We start from the raw sequence: 19798 nt of genomic DNA on the forward strand, positions 1-19798 counted from the left end.
TCATTTCGAAAACCCCGGTGCAGCGTCCGGCGACGCGGCGCCGCCCAGATACGACTGCCAGACCGGTCCGTTCCGCTGTTCGGACAGTTCACCCGGCGTTGCAGGCAGCACCGCCCCCTTCGCGATAGGCGCAACGAGATGCGGCGTCACGATGATCAGCAGTTCCTTGTCGTTCTGCTGATAACTCAGATTCTTGAAGAAAGTGCCGATGATCGGCAGATCGCCAAGCAACGGCACCTTGCTCACGTTCGACATCGTCTGGCGATCAATCAGGCCGCCGATCACGAAGCTCTCGCCGTCGCCAAGTTCGACGGTCGTGTCCGCGCGGCGAGTCGTGATGCCGGGCACTGCGACGCCGCTTATCGTCACGCTGTTCACGAAGTCAAGCTGACTCGACTCGGGTGCGACCTTCAGCGCGATCCGGCTGGGGCTCAGGACCGTCGGCGTCAGCGAAAGCCCGACGCCGTATTGCTTCCACTGGATCGCGGTCGAACCGAGCCCTTGTGGCGACGGCACCGGAATCTCGCCGCCCGCAAGGAAGCTCGCGCTCTGCCCCGACAGCGCGACAAGCGTCGGCTCCGCCAGCACGCGCGCGAGATTGTTCGCCTCGAGCAGCGACAGGTCGGCAAAGATGCCGCGTCCAGCAGCATTTACGACCAGGTTGAACGCGGACGCGACGGGTGACCCAAGCGTCGGAACGTAACCGGCGGTACCGGGGCCCGACCCGCCGCTATAAGACTGCACGCCGCCCGGTGAAAACGATCCGAACGAGAAGCCGTTGCTCTGCTTGAAAAAATTGAACCCGACCTGCTTGAGCACCGAGCGGCTGAATTCGACAACCCGCACGTCGACTTGTACGACGTTCTTGCCCGTGACCGTCGAACGGTCAATCACGACGCCCTTCCCGCTCATGTTCTTACCGACCGCGGCAGCGCGTGCATGTCCATCGAGCGACGCCGACGATCCCTGCAGCACCGCCGTGCCGCCATATGCATTCACGCGCGGCGTGGAGCCATCGAGCACCGCTTGCGCTGCCGCGTCGACGACCGCGACGTTCCAGACAGTCGGTTCGTCGTGACCTCGCTCCCACAGCATCACGTTCGTCGCGCCGGGCGCCTTCGCGGTCAGCAGCACGGAACCCGAGCGGCTGCCCTTCATGATCAGCACGTCGGCGATCGCCGGATCGCCGACCGCGACGCGCTGCAGCGTGCGACTGGCCGAAATCTGCCGTTGCGCGCCGACCGCGAGCTCGATCGTGCCGTTCGCACTGGCGAACGATGCGAAAGTCATGGTGCAGATAGCAATCGCGAATGCAATCAATGTGTTTTTCATTGTTTGGTAGACCGTCGCGCGGCCCTTTACTTGTCGTCGCTGATTTCGATGGCAGTCGATGTCGTTCAATAGGCAACCGTTTCCGACCGGCCGCCACGGATCACCTCGATGCCGCCGCCGCTCCCGCTCGGCCGTACCGGCGGCGGCAGACGCGACGGCAACGGCGGCACGTTCACGTTGGCCACCGGTGTTCTCGGCGTGCCGGACAACTGTTGCAGCGAGACGCCGGCGGCGGCAATTGCCGACGGCGACAGCTTGTTGTCCGTACGCACCGCGACCGTCTGTATCGCAAGCTCGTCGTCGCGCGGGTTTCGCAACGCGAACGTCAGGCGGCCGCTCGCCTCGCCGAGCGTCAACGCATCGACCTGCGCGGTCGGCACCGCGAGCACCGCGATGCGGGCGCCGGACGCTTGACCGTTGTTGCCGGTGTTGTTGTTGCCGCTGTCGCGATCGGGTGTCGCATCGCCGAACGACAGCACCCGCACCTTCGACAACAGAAGCCGTGCCTGCGTCTGCGAAACTTCGCCGTCAAGCATCGCGCCGCCTTCGCGCTTCAGGTTCAGGAACACATCGACGAAATTGCCGGGGCGCAGCCGGTTACCGACCGCATTGGTCTCATCCACACGCACCGCGACCGCGCGCTCGCCCGGTTGCACATCCTCGGCAAGCCCCGATACCAGCGCGCCCGCGACGACCGGCGACGATGCCGGAATGTCCGCCGCCGGCACCCGTCCAACGAGTGCGGACGGATCGGTGAATGCACCCGTCGGCGCCGGCGTGGTCGGCTGAATCTTCAGCGCGTCGGCCGTGATCGGCTGGCCGCCGGGCAACACACGCGTCGCGACCACGACCGGAACCGGACTTGCCGCAACGGTTTGCTGGGTCGGTACGGGGTTCGGTGTGCTGCGTCCAAGCATCCACGCGTAGATTCCGAGCAATACGGCGATCGCAATCAGCAGCCCCGCGATGATCTTCGTTAAATTGTTGGCCATGTCGTTGTGTGGATGCCGGAATAAAAGTCCGATAAGTTTTTTGCCCGATTCGCGAGTCGGCGTGCCCGTCGCGTCACGATGCGTACTTCACAGGATCGACTGCGGAATTTGCACGACCGCCGTGCTCGTCAACGGTTGAGTCAGTATGCTTCCCAGAAATGGCATGCTCGTTATCCAGCTCTGAGGGGTGTAGTTCACCGTGACCGTCAGGCAGTACAACGACGGTGGAGTCGACTTGTCGTAACTGCATTGGAGCGCCGCGACCTGTGGCGTGCCGACATTCAGCCAGGCCACGACGCTCTGTGCAGTCGTCGTTGCGTTCGTAATGCGTGCAGCAAGATTGGGGGCGTAACTCAGCCCGGCCCGTGCGCCCTCGCTGGCGGCAAACGTCAGGCTCTGCTGGATCGTGAAAATCATCCCGAAACTGAGGATGCCGTAGAAAATCACGAACAGCAGCGGAAACACGATCGCAAACTCGACCGCCGTCGCGCCACGCTGCCGCCGGCGTCCACGCGGCTGCATCTGTCGCGTCATCGCACGCCCCCCGTTGCGACAAGAAATACAACCCATGCGGCAGCCGGTGCCGCGAGGCATGCCGCATAGGGCGTTGCCCGGTATCCGCCGAGCGCCATTGCCGGTTTGCCCCGCCGCCACAACGCGCCGATCGACGTGCGCGACAGCAGCATCAGGACAAGGGCATGAACACCGGCAGCAAGACTCGCGGCAACCCAGATCCACAGCAGCGCATTCGCGCCGCACCACACGCCGATCACGGCAAAGATCTTTACGTCCGCCGCACCCATGACGCGAAGCAAAAAAAGTGGGAAAAAGGCGACCAACCCGACCAGCAAACCGATCATGGCCTGCGCCGGGAGAATGCCGAACGGACTGGCGTTCAAATACGCACCGCTCAAGCCACAGGCCAACCCCGCCAGGACGAGCGAATTCGAAACGCGCCTAAAGCGGATGTCGCTGGTTGCGACGAACGCAGCCCAGACCAGGAACACCCCGCTGAAAATGAAATGTGCCATCGCACCGCAACCCGCGATAAATGTCGCGGAGGGCGGACTGCCAAAGACAATCCGCCCGCCGCAACACCAAGACGACTCAATGTTTCGAGGTCGTGCTGACTAATGTCAGGTGGGTTACTTAAAGATGGTGGCAGCCGTGCAGTTCGCGCCGCTCGGGGTGGTGATACATGACCCGAGATTCGTGAACATATTGCCGAGACTGGTGCCGATCGACGAAGCACCAGCAAGGATCGCGACAGCGATAAGACCCGCGATAAGACCGTACTCGATCGCGGTGACCCCGTTGTTTTCCTTAAGGAAACGCTTGATGATTGCTTTCATTTTATTCCTCGTGCCTGTATTTACGTTCTTTGGCCTTTTATACGTATACATCCCTGCATATCTGGCCATTGCCCCGCGCTGTTCGCCACATCTTTTGCAACGACAACCGGGTGCGCTTTCTTTATAGGTCGCCCCGAGGGGCATGTCTCACGATTTGATGCAAATTAACATTCGCGATAGCAATCCTCCTCGAACGTTGTGTACCGAACCGTACATTTGCTTACATCTGCTCCGGATTCTATATCCGATCCTATTTAAGTTCCAACCTCTTTTAACCACTCGGATCGAAAAAATGACCGTGAGCACGACGTATTTGTACGGTGTTTCGGTACGTCTTACACATAGGATTTACGATAGGTTAGATGTACACACCTAATCCACCAGTAAAACAATTGCCTCGTCCACCAAGCCCGCGCAGGCCCCACGTTACGTCGCACGCGTAACGCCAATGTTGTGACGTTACGTTACGAAACGGCCGAAACCGTTCTCGTTCGCCTGCACTTAAACAGATTCAACAATCTTTCAATTTCCGCAAGTCCCTTTCCCGACAAGGAATTGCCTCGTTTAAAACTTGTTGTCGAACCGTCGGCCATCGAAATGGCACGACAGTTGCAGAGTAGTCCTTGCGGCACTCAACACAACGCAGTTCACAACACATTTTTAATGCGAGGACAACATGGACATTAAGGTTATCCCTCATGGCGTGTTCCGGACGACTCTGATCGCGGCCACCGTTGCAGCCATGCTTTCCCTCTCCGCGTGCGGCGGCTCCGGCTCCGTCAGCCATGGCCTTGGCAGTGGCGGCTCGAGCTCGGGCGGCGGCGATTCGATCTCAACGTCGGGTGGCGGCACCTCCGGCGGCACGTCGGGTTCGACGAGCGGCAGCACGTCGGGCAGCACCAGCGGATCGACCAGCGGCAGCACGAGCGGTTCGACGAGCGGCAGTACCAGCGGCTCGACGAGCGGAACGACCAGCGGTACGAGCGGCACGTCGGGTGTGTCGTCGAACGCGGTAGGGACTGTCCTCGTAAGCGGCAGCAATCTCGTCACGGGTGTCGGCGGAACCGTCTCGGGTCTCGGCTCCGTCATCGCCAACCAATCGCTGCCGGGCGTCAACCCGGCCACCACGCAAGCCGCGGGCGGCATCGTGCAGAGCGTCGGTGGCGCAGTCACCGCGCTCGGCAACGGCCTCGGCAATGGTCTCGGCCAGCTCGGCGCGACGAAGGATCCGATCGGCACCACGGTCGCCAGCACGGGCGGCGTGGTCAACCAGCTCGGCGGCGCAGTCACGCAGACAGGCAACCTGGTCACGAGTCTCGGCAGCGGCCCGCTGTCGCCGCTCGCACCGGTCACGGGCGCCGTCGGCGGCCTCGTGTCGACACTCGGCGGCGCCGTGTCGAACGGCGGCACCACCCTCACCAACGCGCTGTCGACCGGCCCGATCCAGCAGGTCACGCAGACAGTCAGCTCGGCCATCACGCCGATCACGACGATGGTCGGCCAGACGACCCAGACGATCGGCACGGCGACCGGCCTCGGCGCGCCCGTCAACACGCTGCTCGGCACGGTCGGCAACGGCCTGAACCAGGCCGGCGCACTGCTCGCATCGACGGGCGGCAACCCTGTCACGACGGGCCTCGGCAACACCGTCTCGTCGACCGGCAACACCGTGAAGGCCGTCGGCGGCCTGCTCACGGGCGGCACCGGTGGCGTGACCAACCCGCTCGCACCGCTCACGGGCCTCGTCTCCACGGTCACCGGCGCACTGGGTGGCGCAGCAGGCGGCAGCGGCGGCCCGCTCGCACCGGTCACCGGCCTCGTCTCCACGGTCACCGGCGCACTGGGTGGCACAGCAGGCGGCAGCGGCAGCCCGCTCGCCCCGGTCACCGGCCTCGTCTCCACCGTCACTGGCGCACTGGGTGGCGCAGCAGGCGGCAGCGGCGGCCCGCTCGCACCGGTCACTGGCCTCGTCTCCACGGTTACCGGCGCGCTCGGCGGTGCAACGGGCGGCACGAGCGGCGGCCCGCTCGCGCCGGTCACGGGTCTCCTCGGCGCAGTCACGGGCGCACTCGGCGGCGCGACGGGCGGCGCAGGCGGCAGCAGCCCGCTCGCACCGGTGACGAACGCGGTGTCCACGGTCACCAGCACGGTCGGTGCACCGGCATTGACCGGCGGCACGGGCGCCGTCACGAGCTCGGGCTCGTCGTCGAATCCGCTCGCGCCCGTCACGTCGCTGATCGGCGGCCTGCTCGGCGGCACGCACGGCAAATAAACCGATATCCATTCATCGACAAGACAGCGAGGAGTTCACCATGTCCCAGCAACGTTCTCTCACGACGGCCACCCTGCGCCAGTGGCGCATGCCCCTCACCGCTTTCGCCGCAGCCTGCCTGCTGGCCGCCTGCGGCGGCGGCGGCGTCAGCTCGCCGCCGACCAGCAACAATGGCGGCTCGTCCAGCGGCACGAGCGGTACGTCCGGCACCAGCGGCACCAGCGGCACGACCACCGGCACCAAAGGTGTCGTCAGCACGGTCGGCCAGACGGCCAGCGACCTCGGCAGCACGGTCGGCAACATCAGCCTGCCGGGCCTCGGCGACGGCGTAACGAAGGGTGTCGGCAGCACGGTCGCCAGCACCGGCACGATCGTCGGCGCAGCCGCCGATGCGGTGAGCAACGGGCTGGGACAGATCGGCTCGACGAAGGATCCGGTCGGCACGACGGTTGCCGGTCTGGGCAATGTCGTCGGCGCGACGAGCAACACGGTGTCCGGCCTGAGTTCGACGGTCAAGGCGCTCGGCACGGGCCCGCTCGCGCCGCTCGCTCCCGTCACAACTCCGGTTGGCACCGTGCTCGACACGGTCGCCAACGGCCTGACGGCCGCCGGCACGACGATCGGTTCGACGCTGTCGTCGGGTGCCGTGCAGCAGGTCACGCAGCCGCTCAGTTCGGCGATCACGCCGCTCGTGATCACCGCCGGCCAGGTCACGCAACAGGTCGGCACGACGACCGGCCTCGGCCAACCCGTCTCGGGCTTGCTCGGCCAGATCGGCGGCGCGATCAGCTCGGCCGGCAAGCAGGTCGGTAGCACGTCGAACCAACCGCTCGTCGGCGATGTCGGTCAACTCGTGACCGCGGTCGGCAACACCGTCACCAACGCGGGTGGTCTCGTCAATCCGAACGGACCGAACGGTGCGGCACCGATCCCCGGCCTGATCACGAGCCTCGTCGGCGGCTCGACAGCCGGCGTCCAGAACGGCACGTCGTCGAGCTCCGGTTCGACGAACCCGCTCGGCGGCCTGCTGTCGGGTCTCGGCTCGACGCCGCTCGGCTCGCTCACGGGTGCAGTCGGCGGCGCAACGGGCGGCACGAGCAGCGGCCCGCTCGCTCCGGTCACGAATCTCGTATCGACGGTCACGGGCACGCTCGGCGGCGCAACGGGCGGCGCAAGCGGTGCAAACCCTCTCGCGCCTGTCACCGGTTTGCTGAATACTGTCACCGGAGCAGTCGGCGGTGCAGCAGGGTCCGGGGGCTCGAGCCCGCTCGCACCGGTCACGTCGCTGGTCGGCGGCGTGTCGGGTACGGCATCGTCGGGTGGCGGTTCGACGGGGCTGCTCGCACCGGTAACGGGGTTGCTGGGCACACTGGGTAGCGTTGGCAAATAAGGACGACGGTCGCACCTTCGCAGCCGGAGCGAACGGCACGGCCGTACAAATACACCCGGCATAGCGGCACGCGTCGCGCGACACCCTGGTGTCGCGCGACAGCATTAGAAAGAAGATGAAAAGCAAGGCCAACGAGGAAGAACAATGAAATCCAGACTCGACAGATGGATGATGCTGCTCGCCATCGCGGCAGCAGGCACGGCACAAGCACAAACGCGCGTCGGAGGTAACCCGCTCGACTCCCTGCCCCAGATCAACGCACCGAAGACAGGCCCGAACGTCACCGTGCAGGTCGCGCCCCAGGCGCCGCAATTGCAGGAACTGCTGTCGCGACACCTGACGCCGACGACGTTCCAGGTCGAAGGCGTGAAGTCGGTACCGTTCGAGGAAATCTCGCGTCGCTTCACGCCCCTCGTCGGCAAGGACATCACGATCGGCGAGTTGATCGAAACCGCCAACGGCGTGACGAAGCTGTACCAGGATCGCGGCTACGCGCTGTCGTTCGCGTTCGTTCCCGCGCAGACGTTCGAGAACGGCGTCGTGCGAATCACGGTCGTCGAAGGCTATGTGTCGGACGTCAAGGTCACCGGCAAGCCCGGCGCAATGGAACCGAAGATTCGCGCGATCGCCGCGCATATCACTGCAGATCGCCCGCTGCGCCGCGCGACGTTCGAGCGCTACGTGAATACGTTCGGCCTGCTGCCCGGCCTCACGGTGAAAGCGAACGTGCCGCCGCCGCAAACCACCGACGGGGCCACGACACTCGAACTCGCGGTCGACCGCAAGCCGTTCAACGTCAGCACCGGTATCGACTTCAACCACCCGGGCGTCCAGGGTCTCATCACCGCAACCGAAAACGGCCTGACGTCGTTCGGCGAGCAACTGAGCATCTCCGCGCTGGCGCCGCCGGGGCGTGACAAGCAGACCTACTTCGCGTTCAGCGGCGCGGTACCCGTCGGCAGCAGCGGCCTGATCACGCGCCTCGACGCAAGCACCTATCGCGGCAAGCCGACTGACAACCCGGGTTTGCCGTCGACCGTCGAGCGGACCGTCAAGAACGAAAAACTCGGTCTTTCGGCATCCTACCCGTTGCTGCTGAACAACCAGCGCAGCCTGCTCGGCACCGTATCGGGTTATGCATCGCACAATGAAGACCGTTACCAGAACAAGATCACCGGCAACTCCATCGACACGCGCTCGCAGGTCCGCGTGCTGCAGATGCAGCTCGACTACACGAGCGTTTCGCCGAAACAGGTACGGAAGCTGAGCGTCAACGTCGCGAAGGGGTTCAACATCCTCGGCGCGTCGAAAGCGCAGGACGTGACCATCGGCACGACGACGACCTCGGTGGACAGCCCGATTTCGCTGACCTTCGTCCGCACCGGCGCGACCTTCACGCAAACGAACGAATGGCCGTTCCGGATCGGCACGTCGGTTTCGCTGACCGGGCAATACAGCCCCGACTCGCTGCCGACGTCCGAACAGATCTCGTTCGGATCGACCCGCTACGCGCTCGGCTACCAGCCAGGCGAAACGTCGGGCGACTCGGGCTGGGGGATGTCGCTCGAGGTCAACCGCGGCTTCTCGCCGGGCTGGACGTATATGAAATCCGTCACGCCGTACATCGCGTATGACATGGCGCGCGTGTACCTGCACGCGGGCACGCCGTCGCCGAACCGCATGTCGTCGGTCGGCATCGGCGTGCGGTTCACGGACAGCCGTTACTACAGTCTCGACCTGAATGTCGCAAAACCGATTGGCGACGCGCCGGTCGAAAGCGCGTCGCGCAGCCCGCGCATCAACGCCGCATTCTCGTATCAGCTCAACTGATTGGTCGGCAAACAGCTCGCGTCACGCGGGCTGTTTCGATTAGAGTCCCCTCTATAAAACGTGGCGCGTGGTTTCACGTATTCTGACGAAGCTCGCAACATGCCCGTCCCATGCAGACGGTCGTGCGGGCGAATCGAACACGACATGTAAAACAAGGAGGATGACAATGATTCAACTGACCCGCCCGTTGCGTGCAATCGCCGTCGCCGGCGCACTGCTCGCCTGCGCAGCACCCGCGTTCGCACAAGCCGACAACCCCGTCGGCATGTGGCAGACGATCGACGACAACACCCATCAGCCGAAGGCACTCGTGCAAATCGCCGAGGACGGCGACGGTTCGCTGTCGGGCAAGGTCGTCAAGGGCCTCGGCGCGAACGATACGCCCGATCGCCGCTGCACCGCCTGCACGGACGAGCGCAAGGATCAGCTCATCAAGGGCATGACGATCATCAAGGCGATGAAGAAGGAAGGCGACCACTGGGACGGCGGCAACATTCTCGACCCGGAAAACGGCAAGGTCTACAAGTGCAAGATGACGCTTGAAGATGGCGGCCAGAAGCTCGTCGTGCGCGGTTATATCGGCGTGTCGCTGCTCGGCCGTTCGCAGACCTGGGTACGCCAGCAATAACGCAGCACGCGCTGAAACGCGCGGCTCGATAAAAAAATCGGCCTACGACAAAATCGTCAGGCCGATTTTCTTTTGGTACGGGCGCAGAAGCAAACGACGGACATCATGCCGCGTGCTTCAACGTGTCCGATGCATAGCCGCCCGGCGCGCGACACGCGGGCGCGATGCTGCTACGCGCCTCCGCTGCTTTCGATTGCGTATGCTTGCGCATCCGTGCGGACAGTTCGTTACACAGACTCACGCCCGAATCGCCATAGAGCTCACGCATCACGCTTAACAACGTGCCCGTCTCGTGCCATACCTTGAAGCGGCGATGGCATGTCTGATACGAAGGGTAACGGCGCGGCATGGCGGACCACGTTGCGCCGCTGTAGATCACCCAGAGCACGCCATTCAGCACGGCACGCGTATTGGCTAACGGTCGGCCGCGCAACTCGGTGCGCGGCTGCATTTCGGGCAGAAGCGGCGCGACGCAGCGCCATTCGTGGTCGGTCAGATCGCGATACGGTGTCATGGACATCTCCAGCCTTGGTAACCATGACACAACGATATCGGCTCACCTCAACAATGAATATAAGACAAATCCGAAAATACCCCGAGATTGAACGGATTTGACCGGAATTGACGTTTGAATCGCGCCAATTACCGAGAATCGCAATCAGGTCAGCGAAGTATCGACGATACGGCGCGGCGTTTCAAGATACTCCTTCGACTGCATCTCGACGATACGCGAGACCGTGCGCGCGAATTCGTTCGCCATCGGGCCTTCGACGTACAACTGCTCCGCCGGCACCGCCGCGGACATCAGCAGCTTGACCTTGTGGTCGTACAGCACGTCGATCAGCCAGGTAAAGCGGCGCGCCTCGGACGCCATCCGCGGCGACATCTGCGGCACCTCGGACAGCACGATCGCGTGGAAGCGGCTCGCGAGTTCGAGATAGTCGTTCTGCGATCGCGGGCCGCCGCACAACGTCGCGAAGTCGAACCATACGACGCCGTCCGCCTTGCGCAGCGCCTTCAGCTCGCGCTTCTCGATATGCAGGATCGGGCTTTCGTCGGGTACCGCGGCGAGCTTCGCGAACGCATGGCGCAGTTCGCGATCGGCGTCGGCGCCAAGCGGCGTGTGATACATCTGCACCTGCGCGAGCGTGCGCTGACGATAGTCGACACCCGCGTCGACGTTGAGCACGTCGAGCTTTTCCTTGATCAGCGCGATCGCCGGCAGCATGCGGTCGCGATGCAGCCCGTCCGGATACAGGTCATCGGGATCGTAGTTGGACGTCATCACGAACTGCACGCCGTTGTTGAACAGGCGATCGAGCAGACGGTACAGGATCATCGCGTCGGCAATGTCCGACACGTGGAACTCGTCGAAACAGATCAGCCGGTAACGCTTCGCAATGCGCCGCGCGAGTTCGTCGAGCGGATCGGCCTGCCCTTTCAGTTCCTCGAGCTCGCGGTGCACTTCGCGCATGAATTCGTGGAAGTGCAGGCGCGTCTTGCGCTGCACGGGTACGACCGCGTAGAAGCTGTCCATCAGGAAGCTCTTGCCGCGACCGACACCGCCCCACATGTAGACGCCGCGCGGCAGGTCCGGATGAATGATGAGCTTCTTGAACGCGTTCGAGCGGCGCGCCTTGTATTCGACCCACTCGTCGAAACAGCGCTGCAGGCGATCGACCGCGGCGCGCTGCGCGGGGTCGGACTGATATCCGCGCGTGGTCAGTTCGCGCGTGTAGTATTCGGTGACGTTCATCGGGCAAACCGGAAAGAACGAAGGCGAGCGGGAAACCCCGCCCGCCTTCGTCATGAGACGGCTGCGCCGGCCGAGGGCCGGCTGGCGCTTACCGCGCTCAGCTATTCAGCGAGCGCTTGTCGACGGCGAGCGCCGCTTCGCGCATCACTTCCGACATCGACGGGTGCGGATGGCAGATGCGGGCGATGTCTTCCGACGCCGCCTTGAACTCCATCGCCACCACGGCTTCCGCGATCAGGTCCGACGCGTTCGCGGCGATCACGTGCACGCCGAGCAGTTCGTCGGTCTTCGCGTCCGCGATCATCTTCACGAAACCGTCTGGCGCGTTCATGCCGAGCGCGCGGCCGTTGATCGAGAACGGGAACTTGCCCGTCTTGATCTCGCGACCTTCCGCCTTCAGTTGCTGCTCCGTCTGGCCGACCCACGCGATTTCCGGGTACGTGTAGATCACCCACGGAATGCAGTTGTAGTCGATGTGCGGCTTCTGGCCGTCGATCACTTCCGCGACCAGCACGCCTTCATCTTCCGCCTTGTGCGCAAGCATCGGGCCGCGCACCACGTCGCCGATCGCGTAGACGTTCGGCACCGCCGTGCGGCAGTGGTCGTCGATGTCGATGAAGCCGCGCTCGTTCGCCTTCAGGCCGATTGCCTCGAGGCCGAGGTTGTCGGTGTTCGGCACGCGGCCGACCGACACGATCAGGCGGTCGGCGTCGAGCGTCTGCGCGTTGCCGTCCTTGTCCGTGTAGGCGATCGACACGCCGTCCGCGGTCGTCTTCACTTCGCCGATCTTCACGCCGAGCTGGATGTCGAGGCCCTGCTTCTTGAACAGCTTGGCCGCTTCCTTCGCGAGCGCTTCGTCGGCTGCGCCGAGGAATGCCGGCAGCGCTTCGAGCACCGTCACTTCGGCACCCAGGCGACGCCACACCGAGCCGAGTTCGAGGCCGATCACGCCTGCGCCGATCACGGCGAGCTTCTTCGGCACCGAGTCGAACGTCAGCGCGCCTTCGTTGTCCGACACGATCTTGTTGTCGACCGGGATGCCCGGCAGGTGACGCGCCTTCGAGCCCGTCGCGATGATCACGTTCTTCGCGGTGACGACTTCGGCTTCACCCTCGCCGCTCACTTCGATCTGCACACCGGCGTCGGTCTTGCCGGCGAACTTGCCATGGCCCTTCAGCCAGGTGATCTTGTTCTTCTTGAACAGGAACTCGATACCGGACGTCATCTTCTCGACGATCGCGTCCTTGCGGCCGAGCATCTTCGCGATGTCGAGCTTCACGCCTTCGACTTCGATGCCGTGATCGGCCAGGTGATGCGACGTGTTCTCGAACTCTTCCGACGACGCGAGCAGCGCCTTCGACGGGATGCAGCCCACGTTCAGGCAGGTGCCGCCGAGCTTCAGCGCGCCGGCCGGGTTCTTCCACTTTTCGATACAGGCAACGGTCTTGCCCAGCTGCGCGGCGCGGATCGCGGCGATGTAGCCGCCGGGGCCGGCGCCGATCACGACGACGTCAAATTCCTTGGACATGGAAATCCTTTCTACTTGTACGTCCGCACGGTCGCGCGTCTGCGCGCCCGTGCGGAGCGGGTCAATGCGGTGAAACTCGGCTTACAGGTCGAGCAGCAGGCGTGCCGGATCCTCGAGCGCATCCTTCATCGCGACGAGCGACAGCACGGCTTCGCGGCCGTCGATGATCCGGTGGTCGTACGACAGCGCGAGATAGTTGATCGGACGGATCACGATCTGGCCGTTTTCGACGACCGGACGCTCCTTCGTCGCGTGCACGCCGAGGATTGCCGATTGCGGCGGGTTGATGATCGGGGTCGACAGCATCGAGCCGAACACGCCGCCGTTCGAGATCGAGAACGTACCGCCCGTCATTTCCTCGATCGACAGCTTGCCGTCCTTCGCCTTCTGGCCGAATTCGGCGATCTTCTTCTCGATGTCGGCGAGGCTCAGTTGATCTGCATTGCGCAGGATCGGCACCACGAGGCCGCGCGGCGAGCCGACGGCGATACCGATGTCGAAGTAGCCGTGGTAGACGATGTCGTTACCGTCGATCGACGCGTTCACGAGCGGGAACTTCTTCAGCGCATGCACGGCCGCCTTCACGAAGAACGACATGAAGCCGAGCTTCACGCCATGTTCCTTCTCGAACTTGTCCTTGTACTTGTTGCGCAGTTCCATGACCGGAGCCATGTTGACTTCGTTGAACGTCGTCAGGATCGCGTTGGTCTGCTGCGATTCGAGCAAACGCTCGGCGATACGCGCACGCAGGCGCGACATCGGCACGCGCTGTTCCGGACGGTCGTTCAGCCAGGTCGTCGCCGACGCCGGCACCTTCACTTCCGGCAGCGACGGCTTCGCAGCGGCCTTGGCCGGTGCGGCGGCCGGAGCGGCCTTCGGTGCGCTGCCTGCTGCCAGCGCGTCGCCCTTCGTGACGCGACCGTCGCGGCCCGAACCTACGACGTCGCCTGCCGACAGGCCCTTCTCGGCCAGCAGCTTCGATGCGGCCGGCGATGCGGTGGCCGACGATGCCGTTGCGGCGACCGGCTGTGCTGCCGGTGCGGCCGCAGCAGGCGCTGCAGCAGGCTTGACTTCGGCGGCGCCCGCCGCTGCTTCGGCTGCACCTGCCTTCGCTTCTGTGTCGATCGTCGCGATCAGCTGATCGGCAACCACCGTGTCACCGTCGTTCTGCAGCACTTGCGCGAGCACGCCCGCGGCCGGCGCCGGCACTTCGAGCACGACCTTGTCGGTCTCGAGTTCGATCAGGATTTCGTCTTGCGCGACTGCTTCGCCCGGCTTCTTCTTCCACTGCAGCATGGTGGCTTCCGAAACCGACTCCGAAAGCTGGGGGACTTTGACTTCTACGATAGCCATGTGATTTTCCTGGATGCTTAATCTGGGTAATGACGAGGTTCGTGCGATTCCTTCGGCCGGTGCGGCGCGCGACGCGCCAGGCAGGCCAAAGGAGACGGGAAAGCGCCGCGCGCCTTCCCGTTTCGCTTCCGTCGGTTATTTCGCGATCGATGCGCTCTTCAGGCGGCCGAAAGCACCTTCGATCAGGGCCTTCTGCTGCTCGTAGTGCTTCGCGTAGTAGCCAACCGCCGGCGAGGCCGAAGCCGGACGGCCGCTGTATGCCAGCTTCTGTCCTTCCTTCATGCCTTCCTTCAGATGGTGCTCGACGTAGAACCAGGGGCCCTGATTCTGCGGCTCGTCCTGCACCCAGACCACTTCAGTCGCGTTCTCGTACTTCTTCATTTCGGCTTCGAACTGCTTGTGCGCGAACGGATACAGTTGCTCGATACGGATGATCGCGACGTCGTTCGCCTTCGCTTCGCGGCGATGTGCGACGAGGTCGTAATACACGCGGCCCGAGCATGCCAGCACGCGCTTGACCTTCTTCGCGTCGATGCCGCCGTCGGTTTCGCCCAGCACCGGCTGGAACGAACCCTTCGCGAGTTCCGACAGGTCCGACACCGCTTCCTTGTGACGCAGCAGCGACTTCGGCGTGGCGACGATCAGCGGCTTGCGGAACAGGCGGATCATCTGGCGACGCAGCAGGTGGAAGATCTGCGCCGGCGTCGTCGGCTGGACGACCTGCATGTTGTGATCCGCGCACAGTTGCAGGAAACGCTCGATACGGGTCGACGAGTGTTCCGGACCCTGGCCTTCGTAGCCGTGCGGCAGCAGCATCGTGAGACCCGACACGCGGCCCCACTTCACTTCGCCCGACGAGATGAACTGGTCGATCACGACCTGCGCGCCGTTGACGAAGTCGCCGAACTGCGCTTCCCACAGCACGAGCGTGTTCGGCTCGGCGGTCGAGTAACCGTATTCGAAGCCCAGCACCGCTTCTTCCGACAGCACCGAGTCGATCACCGTGAACTTCGCCTGGCCTTCGGCGATGTTCTGCAGCGGCACGTACGTGCCGTCGTTCCAGCGCTCGCGGTTCTGGTCGTGCAGCACCGCGTGACGGTGCGTGAACGTGCCGCGGCCCGAGTCCTGGCCCGTCAGGCGCACCGAGTAGCCCGATGCGACGAGCGACGCGAACGCGAGGTGCTCGCCCATGCCCCAGTCGAGCGGCTGGTCGCCGCGCGCCATGTTGCGGCGGTCGTTGATCACGCGCTCGACGAGCGGGTGGACCTTGAAGTTTTCCGGGACCGTCGTGATGCGTTCGCCGAGGCGCTTCAGTTCCGCGAGCGGCACGGCCGTGTCGGCCGCATCCGTCCACTTGCGGTTCAGGAACGGAACCCAGTCGACCGCGTACTTGCTCTTGTAGTTCGACAGGACCGGGTCGACCGTGTGGTGACCGTCGTCCATCGCCTTGCGGTACGCCTTCACGTAGTTGTCGGCGTCTTCCGCGGTGATCACGCCCTGCTGCACGAGCTTCTCGGCGTACAGCGCACGGGTGCCCGGATGCTGCGCGATCTTCTTGTACATCAGCGGCTGCGTGACGGCCGGCGTGTCCTGCTCGTTGTGACCCAGCTTGCGGAAGCAGACGATGTCGATCACGACATCCTTGTGGAACTGCATCCGGTAGTCGATCGCGATCTGCGTCGCGAGGATCACGGCTTCCGGATCGTCGCCGTTCACGTGCAGCACCGGCGCCTCGATCATCTTGACGACGTCGGTACAGTACAGCGTCGAGCGCGCGTCGCGCGGGTCGGACGTCGTGAAGCCGATCTGGTTGTTGATGACGATGTGCAGCGTGCCGTGCGTGCCGTAACCGCGCGTCTGCGCGAGGTTCAGCGTTTCCATCACGACGCCCTGGCCCGCGAAGGCCGCGTCGCCGTGGATCTGCACCGGCAGCACCTGCAGGCCGTCTTCGTCGCCGCGGCGGTCCATCCGCGCCTTCGCGGAACCTTCGACCACCGGGTTCACGATTTCGAGGTGCGACGGGTTGAATGCAAGCGACAGGTGGACCGGGCCGCCTTCCGTCGACACGTCCGACGAGAAGCCCTTGTGGTACTTCACGTCGCCGGCCGGCAGGTCGTCGACGTGCTTGCCTTCGAATTCGGCGAACAGGTCGGCCGGCATCTTGCCGAGCGTGTTGACGAGCACGTTCAGGCGGCCACGGTGGGCCATGCCGATGATGATTTCCTGCACGCCGCGCTTGCCCGCATGCTGGACGACTTCGTCCATCGCCGCGATGAAGCTTTCGCCGCCTTCGAGCGAGAAGCGCTTCTGGCCGACGTACTTGGTGTGCAGGTAGCGCTCGAGGCCTTCAGCAGCCGTCAGGCGATTCAGGATGTGCTTCTTCTCGTCTGCCGAGAAATTCGGCGTCGCGCGGGTCGACTCCAGGCGCTCCTGCCACCAGCGCTTCTGTTCCGGGTCGCTGATGTACATGTACTCGGCGCCGATCGTGCCGCAGTACGTGTCGCGCAGGCCCTTGACGATATCGCGCAGCGAAGCCTGGTCGAAACCGAAATACAGGTTGCTCGCGCTGTAGGTCTGGTCGAGGTCGCCTTCGGAGAAGTCGTAGAACGCGGGTTCGAGTTCGGGAATGGCGGGACGTTCGCGACGCTTCAGGGGATCCAGATTGGCCCATTGCGAGCCAAGGAAGCGATAGGCGCTGATGAGGGACTGGACGTGAACCTGCTTGCGCGCCGCAGCCAGATTGGTGCCGCTTTCGCGCGGGATGAAGGCATTGGCCTTCGCACGCTCGGCAAACGATTCGACGATCGGGAAATGCGCGACGTCATTGGCATTCGATCCGTCCGTTGCAGGCACATTCTGCAGCGCGTCGAAATACTCTCGCCAATTCTCCGGCACCGACGCCGGATTGTTGAGGTATGCATCGTACAGTTCTTCAACGTACGAAGCATTGCCGCCGAACAGATAGGAGTTCAGCTGAAACTGCTTCATTACATCTGACATTTTACGCTCACCTTTCTTCGAGCTTCTCGAGAAATAGCGGGTTACTCAACCTTCCGCGACACGGCCTGACCGTTTAGCGGATTGCGAATCAAGTCTTGCTTGGAAGGACCTAAAACTTGCGTGCGCGCAGCATATCACAGAACCGATACCGGAGTTCACGGCGAAATGTGCCCGAAAGCACCGCGCGACGGGGTTTTGCCGGATTGCCACGACCCGCGGGAACAGTGTTTTGCAGACAATCCGGTTGCGCGCCGCGCAGATGCAGAAAAGGCCGCCCGGAGGCAGCCTTTCTTGTGATGCACGGAAACGGTCGAAACGCTCAGTCGACCGCGCCTTCGCGGCTCGCGCGGCGACGCTCGTGCTCCTTCAGGAAGCGCTTGCGCAGGCGGATCGACTGCGGCGTCACCTCGACGAGTTCGTCGTCATCGATGAACTCGACCGCGTATTCGAGCGACATCTGGACCGGCGGAACGAGACGCACGGCTTCGTCGGTGCCCGACGCGCGCACGTTGGTCAGCTGCTTGCCCTTGATCGGGTTCACGACGAGGTCGTTGTCGCGGCTGTGGATGCCGATGATCATGCCCTCATACAGCGCGTCGCCCGGCTTCACGAACATGCGGCCGCGATCCTGCAGCTTCCACAGTGCGTACGCCACGGCCGCGCCGTCGTCCTGCGAGATCAGCACGCCGTTGCGGCGCTCGCCGACCGAGCCGTCCTTGACCGGTGCGTACGAGTCGAAGATATGGCTCATCAGGCCCGTGCCGCGCGTGAGCGTCAGGAATTCGCTCTGGAAGCCGATCAGGCCGCGCGCCGAGATCTTGTATTCCAGACGCGTGCGGCCACGACCGTCCGACGCCATGTCGAGCATCTCGCCCTTGCGGCGGCCGAGCTCTTCCATCACGCCACCCTGATGCTCGTCCTCGACGTCGACCGTCAGCAGTTCGTACGGCTCGTGCTTCGCGCCGTCGATTTCCTGCATCACGACGCGCGGACGCGACACGGCCAGCTCGTAGCCTTCGCGACGCATGTTCTCGACGAGAATCGTCAGGTGCAGTTCGCCGCGGCCCGACACTTCGAACACCGTTTCGTCGCCGGTGTCCTTCACGCGCAGCGCGACGTTGTGGTTCAGTTCCTTCATCAGGCGGTCGCGGATCTGGCGGCTCGTCACGAACTTGCCTTCGCGGCCCGCGAGCGGCGACGAGTTGACGAGGAAGTTCATCGTCAGCGTCGGCTCGTCGACGGTGATCATCGGCAGCGCTTCCGGCGTATCCACCGCGCAGATCGTCGCGCCGATACCGACATCTTCAATACCGTTGATCAGCACGATGTCGCCGGCTTCGGCCGAGTCGACCTGCACGCGCTCGAGACCCTTGAACGACAGCACCTGGTTGATCTTGCGGCTCAGCACGTCGCCTTCCGGGCCGAAACGCATCACGACCGGCTGGCCCGGCTTGATGCGGCCGCGCGTGATGCGGCCGACGCCGATCCGGCCGACGTACGTCGAATAGTCGAGCGACGTGATCTGAAGCTGCAGCGGCGCTTCCGGGTCGGCCGGGCGGACCGGCACGTGCGCGAGGATCGCCTCGAACAGCGGGCGCATGTCGCCTTCGCGCGTGGCCGGGTCGAGCGACGCATAGCCGTTCAGGCCCGATGCATAGACGATCGGGAAGTCGAGCTGCTCTTCCGTCGCGCCGAGCTTGTCGAACAGGTCGAACGTCTGGTTGATGACCCAATCGATCCGCGCGCCCGGGCGGTCGATCTTGTTGACGACGACGATCGGCTTCAGGCCGAGCGCGAGCGCCTTCTTCGTGACGAAGCGCGTCTGCGGCATCGGGCCCTCGACCGCGTCGACGAGCAGCAGCACCGAGTCGACCATCGACAGCACGCGCTCCACCTCGCCACCGAAGTCCGCGTGCCCCGGCGTGTCGACGATGTTGATGTGCGTGCCTTCGTACTCGACCGCGCAGTTCTTCGCGAGAATCGTGATCCCGCGCTCCTTTTCGATGTCGTTCGAATCCATCACCCGCTCCGCAATCTGCTGGTTCTCGCGGAAGGTGCCGGACTGGCGGAGCAGTTGGTCGACGAGCGTAGTCTTGCCGTGGTCGACGTGGGCGATGATGGCGATATTGCGAAGGGCGCGGGTCATAGAAACCTGGAAATCGTTTGAACGCGCAAACGCGCCCGCTCGTTTTTCACGGGCGCGCGCATTGCAGCTTGGAAAGCCTCAAATTATAGCACGTGCGCGTGTCGAAAGCTGGCTGGCACGTTGCAACGCAGCAAGCCGAGCCGGCCCTACCCCTCTCGAACGCGCAGATCTGCCGAAGGCGCCGCCGCCAGCAGACCGAAAACCCTTGCCGTGATGAGG

Annotated in this window: 15 protein-coding genes; 4 read left to right on the forward strand and 11 right to left on the reverse strand. The window is 64.0% G+C overall.

Features of this window, described 5'->3' with window-relative positions; all coding sequences use genetic code 11:
- The 5 genes from ACPUER_RS05750 to ACPUER_RS05770 all read right to left on the reverse strand — a co-directional run bounded on the left by ACPUER_RS05750 (position 1) and on the right by ACPUER_RS05770 (position 3676).
- Positions 1-1332 (reverse strand): type II and III secretion system protein family protein, encoded by a 1332-nt coding sequence (locus ACPUER_RS05750; protein ID WP_175961547.1) that lies wholly within the window; start codon positions 1330-1332, stop codon positions 1-3.
- Between the two features lie 65 nt (positions 1333-1397).
- Entirely contained in the window at positions 1398-2324 is a 927-nt protein-coding gene (gene cpaB / locus ACPUER_RS05755) for a Flp pilus assembly protein CpaB (protein WP_425130583.1), read from the reverse strand.
- 87 nt (positions 2325-2411) lie between these two features.
- The gene (locus ACPUER_RS05760) at positions 2412-2858 is read right to left on the reverse strand and encodes a pilus assembly protein (RefSeq protein ID WP_310134421.1); all 447 of its coding nucleotides are present in this window, start codon (positions 2856-2858) and stop codon (positions 2412-2414) included.
- Positions 2855-3355 carry an A24 family peptidase gene (locus tag ACPUER_RS05765; RefSeq protein ID WP_425130584.1) on the reverse strand — a complete coding sequence of 167 codons (501 nt, stop codon included), beginning with the start codon at positions 3353-3355 and terminating at the stop codon, positions 2855-2857. The genes ACPUER_RS05760 and ACPUER_RS05765 overlap by 4 nt, the downstream gene beginning before the upstream one ends.
- Positions 3356-3469: 114 nt before the next feature.
- Entirely contained in the window at positions 3470-3676 is a 207-nt protein-coding gene (locus ACPUER_RS05770) for a Flp family type IVb pilin (protein ID WP_310134427.1), read from the reverse strand.
- A gap of 676 nt (positions 3677-4352) precedes the next feature.
- Here ACPUER_RS05770 and ACPUER_RS05775 point away from each other — a divergent pair.
- From ACPUER_RS05775 to ACPUER_RS05790, 4 genes are all read left to right on the forward strand, one after another.
- A complete protein-coding gene (locus ACPUER_RS05775) occupies positions 4353-5948 on the forward strand; it encodes a collagen-like triple helix repeat-containing protein (protein WP_425130585.1) in 1596 nt (531 codons plus the stop codon).
- Positions 5949-5988: 40 nt separating this feature from the next.
- Positions 5989-7338 (forward strand): collagen-like triple helix repeat-containing protein, encoded by a 1350-nt coding sequence (locus ACPUER_RS05780; RefSeq protein ID WP_425130586.1) that lies wholly within the window; start codon positions 5989-5991, stop codon positions 7336-7338.
- 144 nt (positions 7339-7482) lie between these two features.
- Positions 7483-9168: a ShlB/FhaC/HecB family hemolysin secretion/activation protein gene (locus tag ACPUER_RS05785; protein WP_175961553.1), complete on the forward strand. Its 1686-nt coding sequence runs from the start codon at positions 7483-7485 to the stop codon at positions 9166-9168.
- A gap of 166 nt (positions 9169-9334) precedes the next feature.
- Complete coding sequence (locus ACPUER_RS05790; RefSeq protein WP_175961554.1) at positions 9335-9796, forward strand: DUF2147 domain-containing protein; 462 nt, start codon at positions 9335-9337, stop codon at positions 9794-9796.
- 103 nt (positions 9797-9899) lie between these two features.
- On the opposite strand, the gene ACPUER_RS05795 is transcribed toward ACPUER_RS05790, so the two are convergent.
- The 6 genes from ACPUER_RS05795 to typA all read right to left on the reverse strand — a co-directional run bounded on the left by ACPUER_RS05795 (position 9900) and on the right by typA (position 19579).
- Positions 9900-10310 carry a transposase gene (locus ACPUER_RS05795; RefSeq protein ID WP_310134435.1) on the reverse strand — a complete coding sequence of 137 codons (411 nt, stop codon included), beginning with the start codon at positions 10308-10310 and terminating at the stop codon, positions 9900-9902.
- Positions 10311-10454: 144 nt separating this feature from the next.
- A complete protein-coding gene (zapE, locus tag ACPUER_RS05800; RefSeq protein WP_034184039.1) occupies positions 10455-11552 on the reverse strand; it encodes a cell division protein ZapE in 1098 nt (365 codons plus the stop codon).
- 97 nt (positions 11553-11649) lie between these two features.
- Complete coding sequence (gene lpdA / locus ACPUER_RS05805) at positions 11650-13080, reverse strand: dihydrolipoyl dehydrogenase (RefSeq protein WP_425130587.1); 1431 nt, start codon at positions 13078-13080, stop codon at positions 11650-11652.
- 81 nt (positions 13081-13161) lie between these two features.
- On the reverse strand, positions 13162-14433 hold the full coding sequence (odhB, locus tag ACPUER_RS05810) for a 2-oxoglutarate dehydrogenase complex dihydrolipoyllysine-residue succinyltransferase (RefSeq protein WP_425130588.1): 1272 nt from the start codon (positions 14431-14433) through the stop codon (positions 13162-13164).
- 135 nt (positions 14434-14568) lie between these two features.
- Positions 14569-17433 carry a 2-oxoglutarate dehydrogenase E1 component gene (locus ACPUER_RS05815; RefSeq protein WP_072441703.1) on the reverse strand — a complete coding sequence of 955 codons (2865 nt, stop codon included), beginning with the start codon at positions 17431-17433 and terminating at the stop codon, positions 14569-14571.
- Between the two features lie 319 nt (positions 17434-17752).
- A complete protein-coding gene (typA, locus tag ACPUER_RS05820; protein WP_034184035.1) occupies positions 17753-19579 on the reverse strand; it encodes a translational GTPase TypA in 1827 nt (608 codons plus the stop codon).
- Positions 19580-19798 lie beyond the last annotated feature (219 nt).

The organism is Burkholderia sp. DN3021 (assembly GCF_049805555.1).
In the GTDB taxonomy this organism is placed as follows: Bacteria; Pseudomonadota; Gammaproteobacteria; order Burkholderiales; family Burkholderiaceae; genus Burkholderia; species Burkholderia pyrrocinia_C.

What these genes read in the sequence shown, in the direction of transcription:
- ACPUER_RS05750 (WP_175961547.1), bottom strand. Translation starts at nt 1,332, where the DNA reads ATGAAAAACACATTGATTGCATTCGCGATTGCTATCTGCACCATGACT.
- cpaB (WP_425130583.1), bottom strand. Translation starts at nt 2,324, where the DNA reads ATGGCCAACAATTTAACGAAGATCATCGCGGGGCTGCTGATTGCGATC.
- ACPUER_RS05760 (WP_310134421.1), bottom strand. Translation starts at nt 2,858, where the DNA reads ATGACGCGACAGATGCAGCCGCGTGGACGCCGGCGGCAGCGTGGCGCG.
- ACPUER_RS05765 (WP_425130584.1), bottom strand. Translation starts at nt 3,355, where the DNA reads ATGGCACATTTCATTTTCAGCGGGGTGTTCCTGGTCTGGGCTGCGTTC.
- ACPUER_RS05770 (WP_310134427.1), bottom strand. Translation starts at nt 3,676, where the DNA reads ATGAAAGCAATCATCAAGCGTTTCCTTAAGGAAAACAACGGGGTCACC.
- ACPUER_RS05775 (WP_425130585.1), top strand. Translation starts at nt 4,353, where the DNA reads ATGGACATTAAGGTTATCCCTCATGGCGTGTTCCGGACGACTCTGATC.
- ACPUER_RS05780 (WP_425130586.1), top strand. Translation starts at nt 5,989, where the DNA reads ATGTCCCAGCAACGTTCTCTCACGACGGCCACCCTGCGCCAGTGGCGC.
- ACPUER_RS05785 (WP_175961553.1), top strand. Translation starts at nt 7,483, where the DNA reads ATGAAATCCAGACTCGACAGATGGATGATGCTGCTCGCCATCGCGGCA.
- ACPUER_RS05790 (WP_175961554.1), top strand. Translation starts at nt 9,335, where the DNA reads ATGATTCAACTGACCCGCCCGTTGCGTGCAATCGCCGTCGCCGGCGCA.
- ACPUER_RS05795 (WP_310134435.1), bottom strand. Translation starts at nt 10,310, where the DNA reads ATGACACCGTATCGCGATCTGACCGACCACGAATGGCGCTGCGTCGCG.
- zapE (WP_034184039.1), bottom strand. Translation starts at nt 11,552, where the DNA reads ATGAACGTCACCGAATACTACACGCGCGAACTGACCACGCGCGGATAT.
- lpdA (WP_425130587.1), bottom strand. Translation starts at nt 13,080, where the DNA reads ATGTCCAAGGAATTTGACGTCGTCGTGATCGGCGCCGGCCCCGGCGGC.
- odhB (WP_425130588.1), bottom strand. Translation starts at nt 14,433, where the DNA reads ATGGCTATCGTAGAAGTCAAAGTCCCCCAGCTTTCGGAGTCGGTTTCG.
- ACPUER_RS05815 (WP_072441703.1), bottom strand. Translation starts at nt 17,433, where the DNA reads ATGTCAGATGTAATGAAGCAGTTTCAGCTGAACTCCTATCTGTTCGGC.
- typA (WP_034184035.1), bottom strand. Translation starts at nt 19,579, where the DNA reads ATGACCCGCGCCCTTCGCAATATCGCCATCATCGCCCACGTCGACCAC.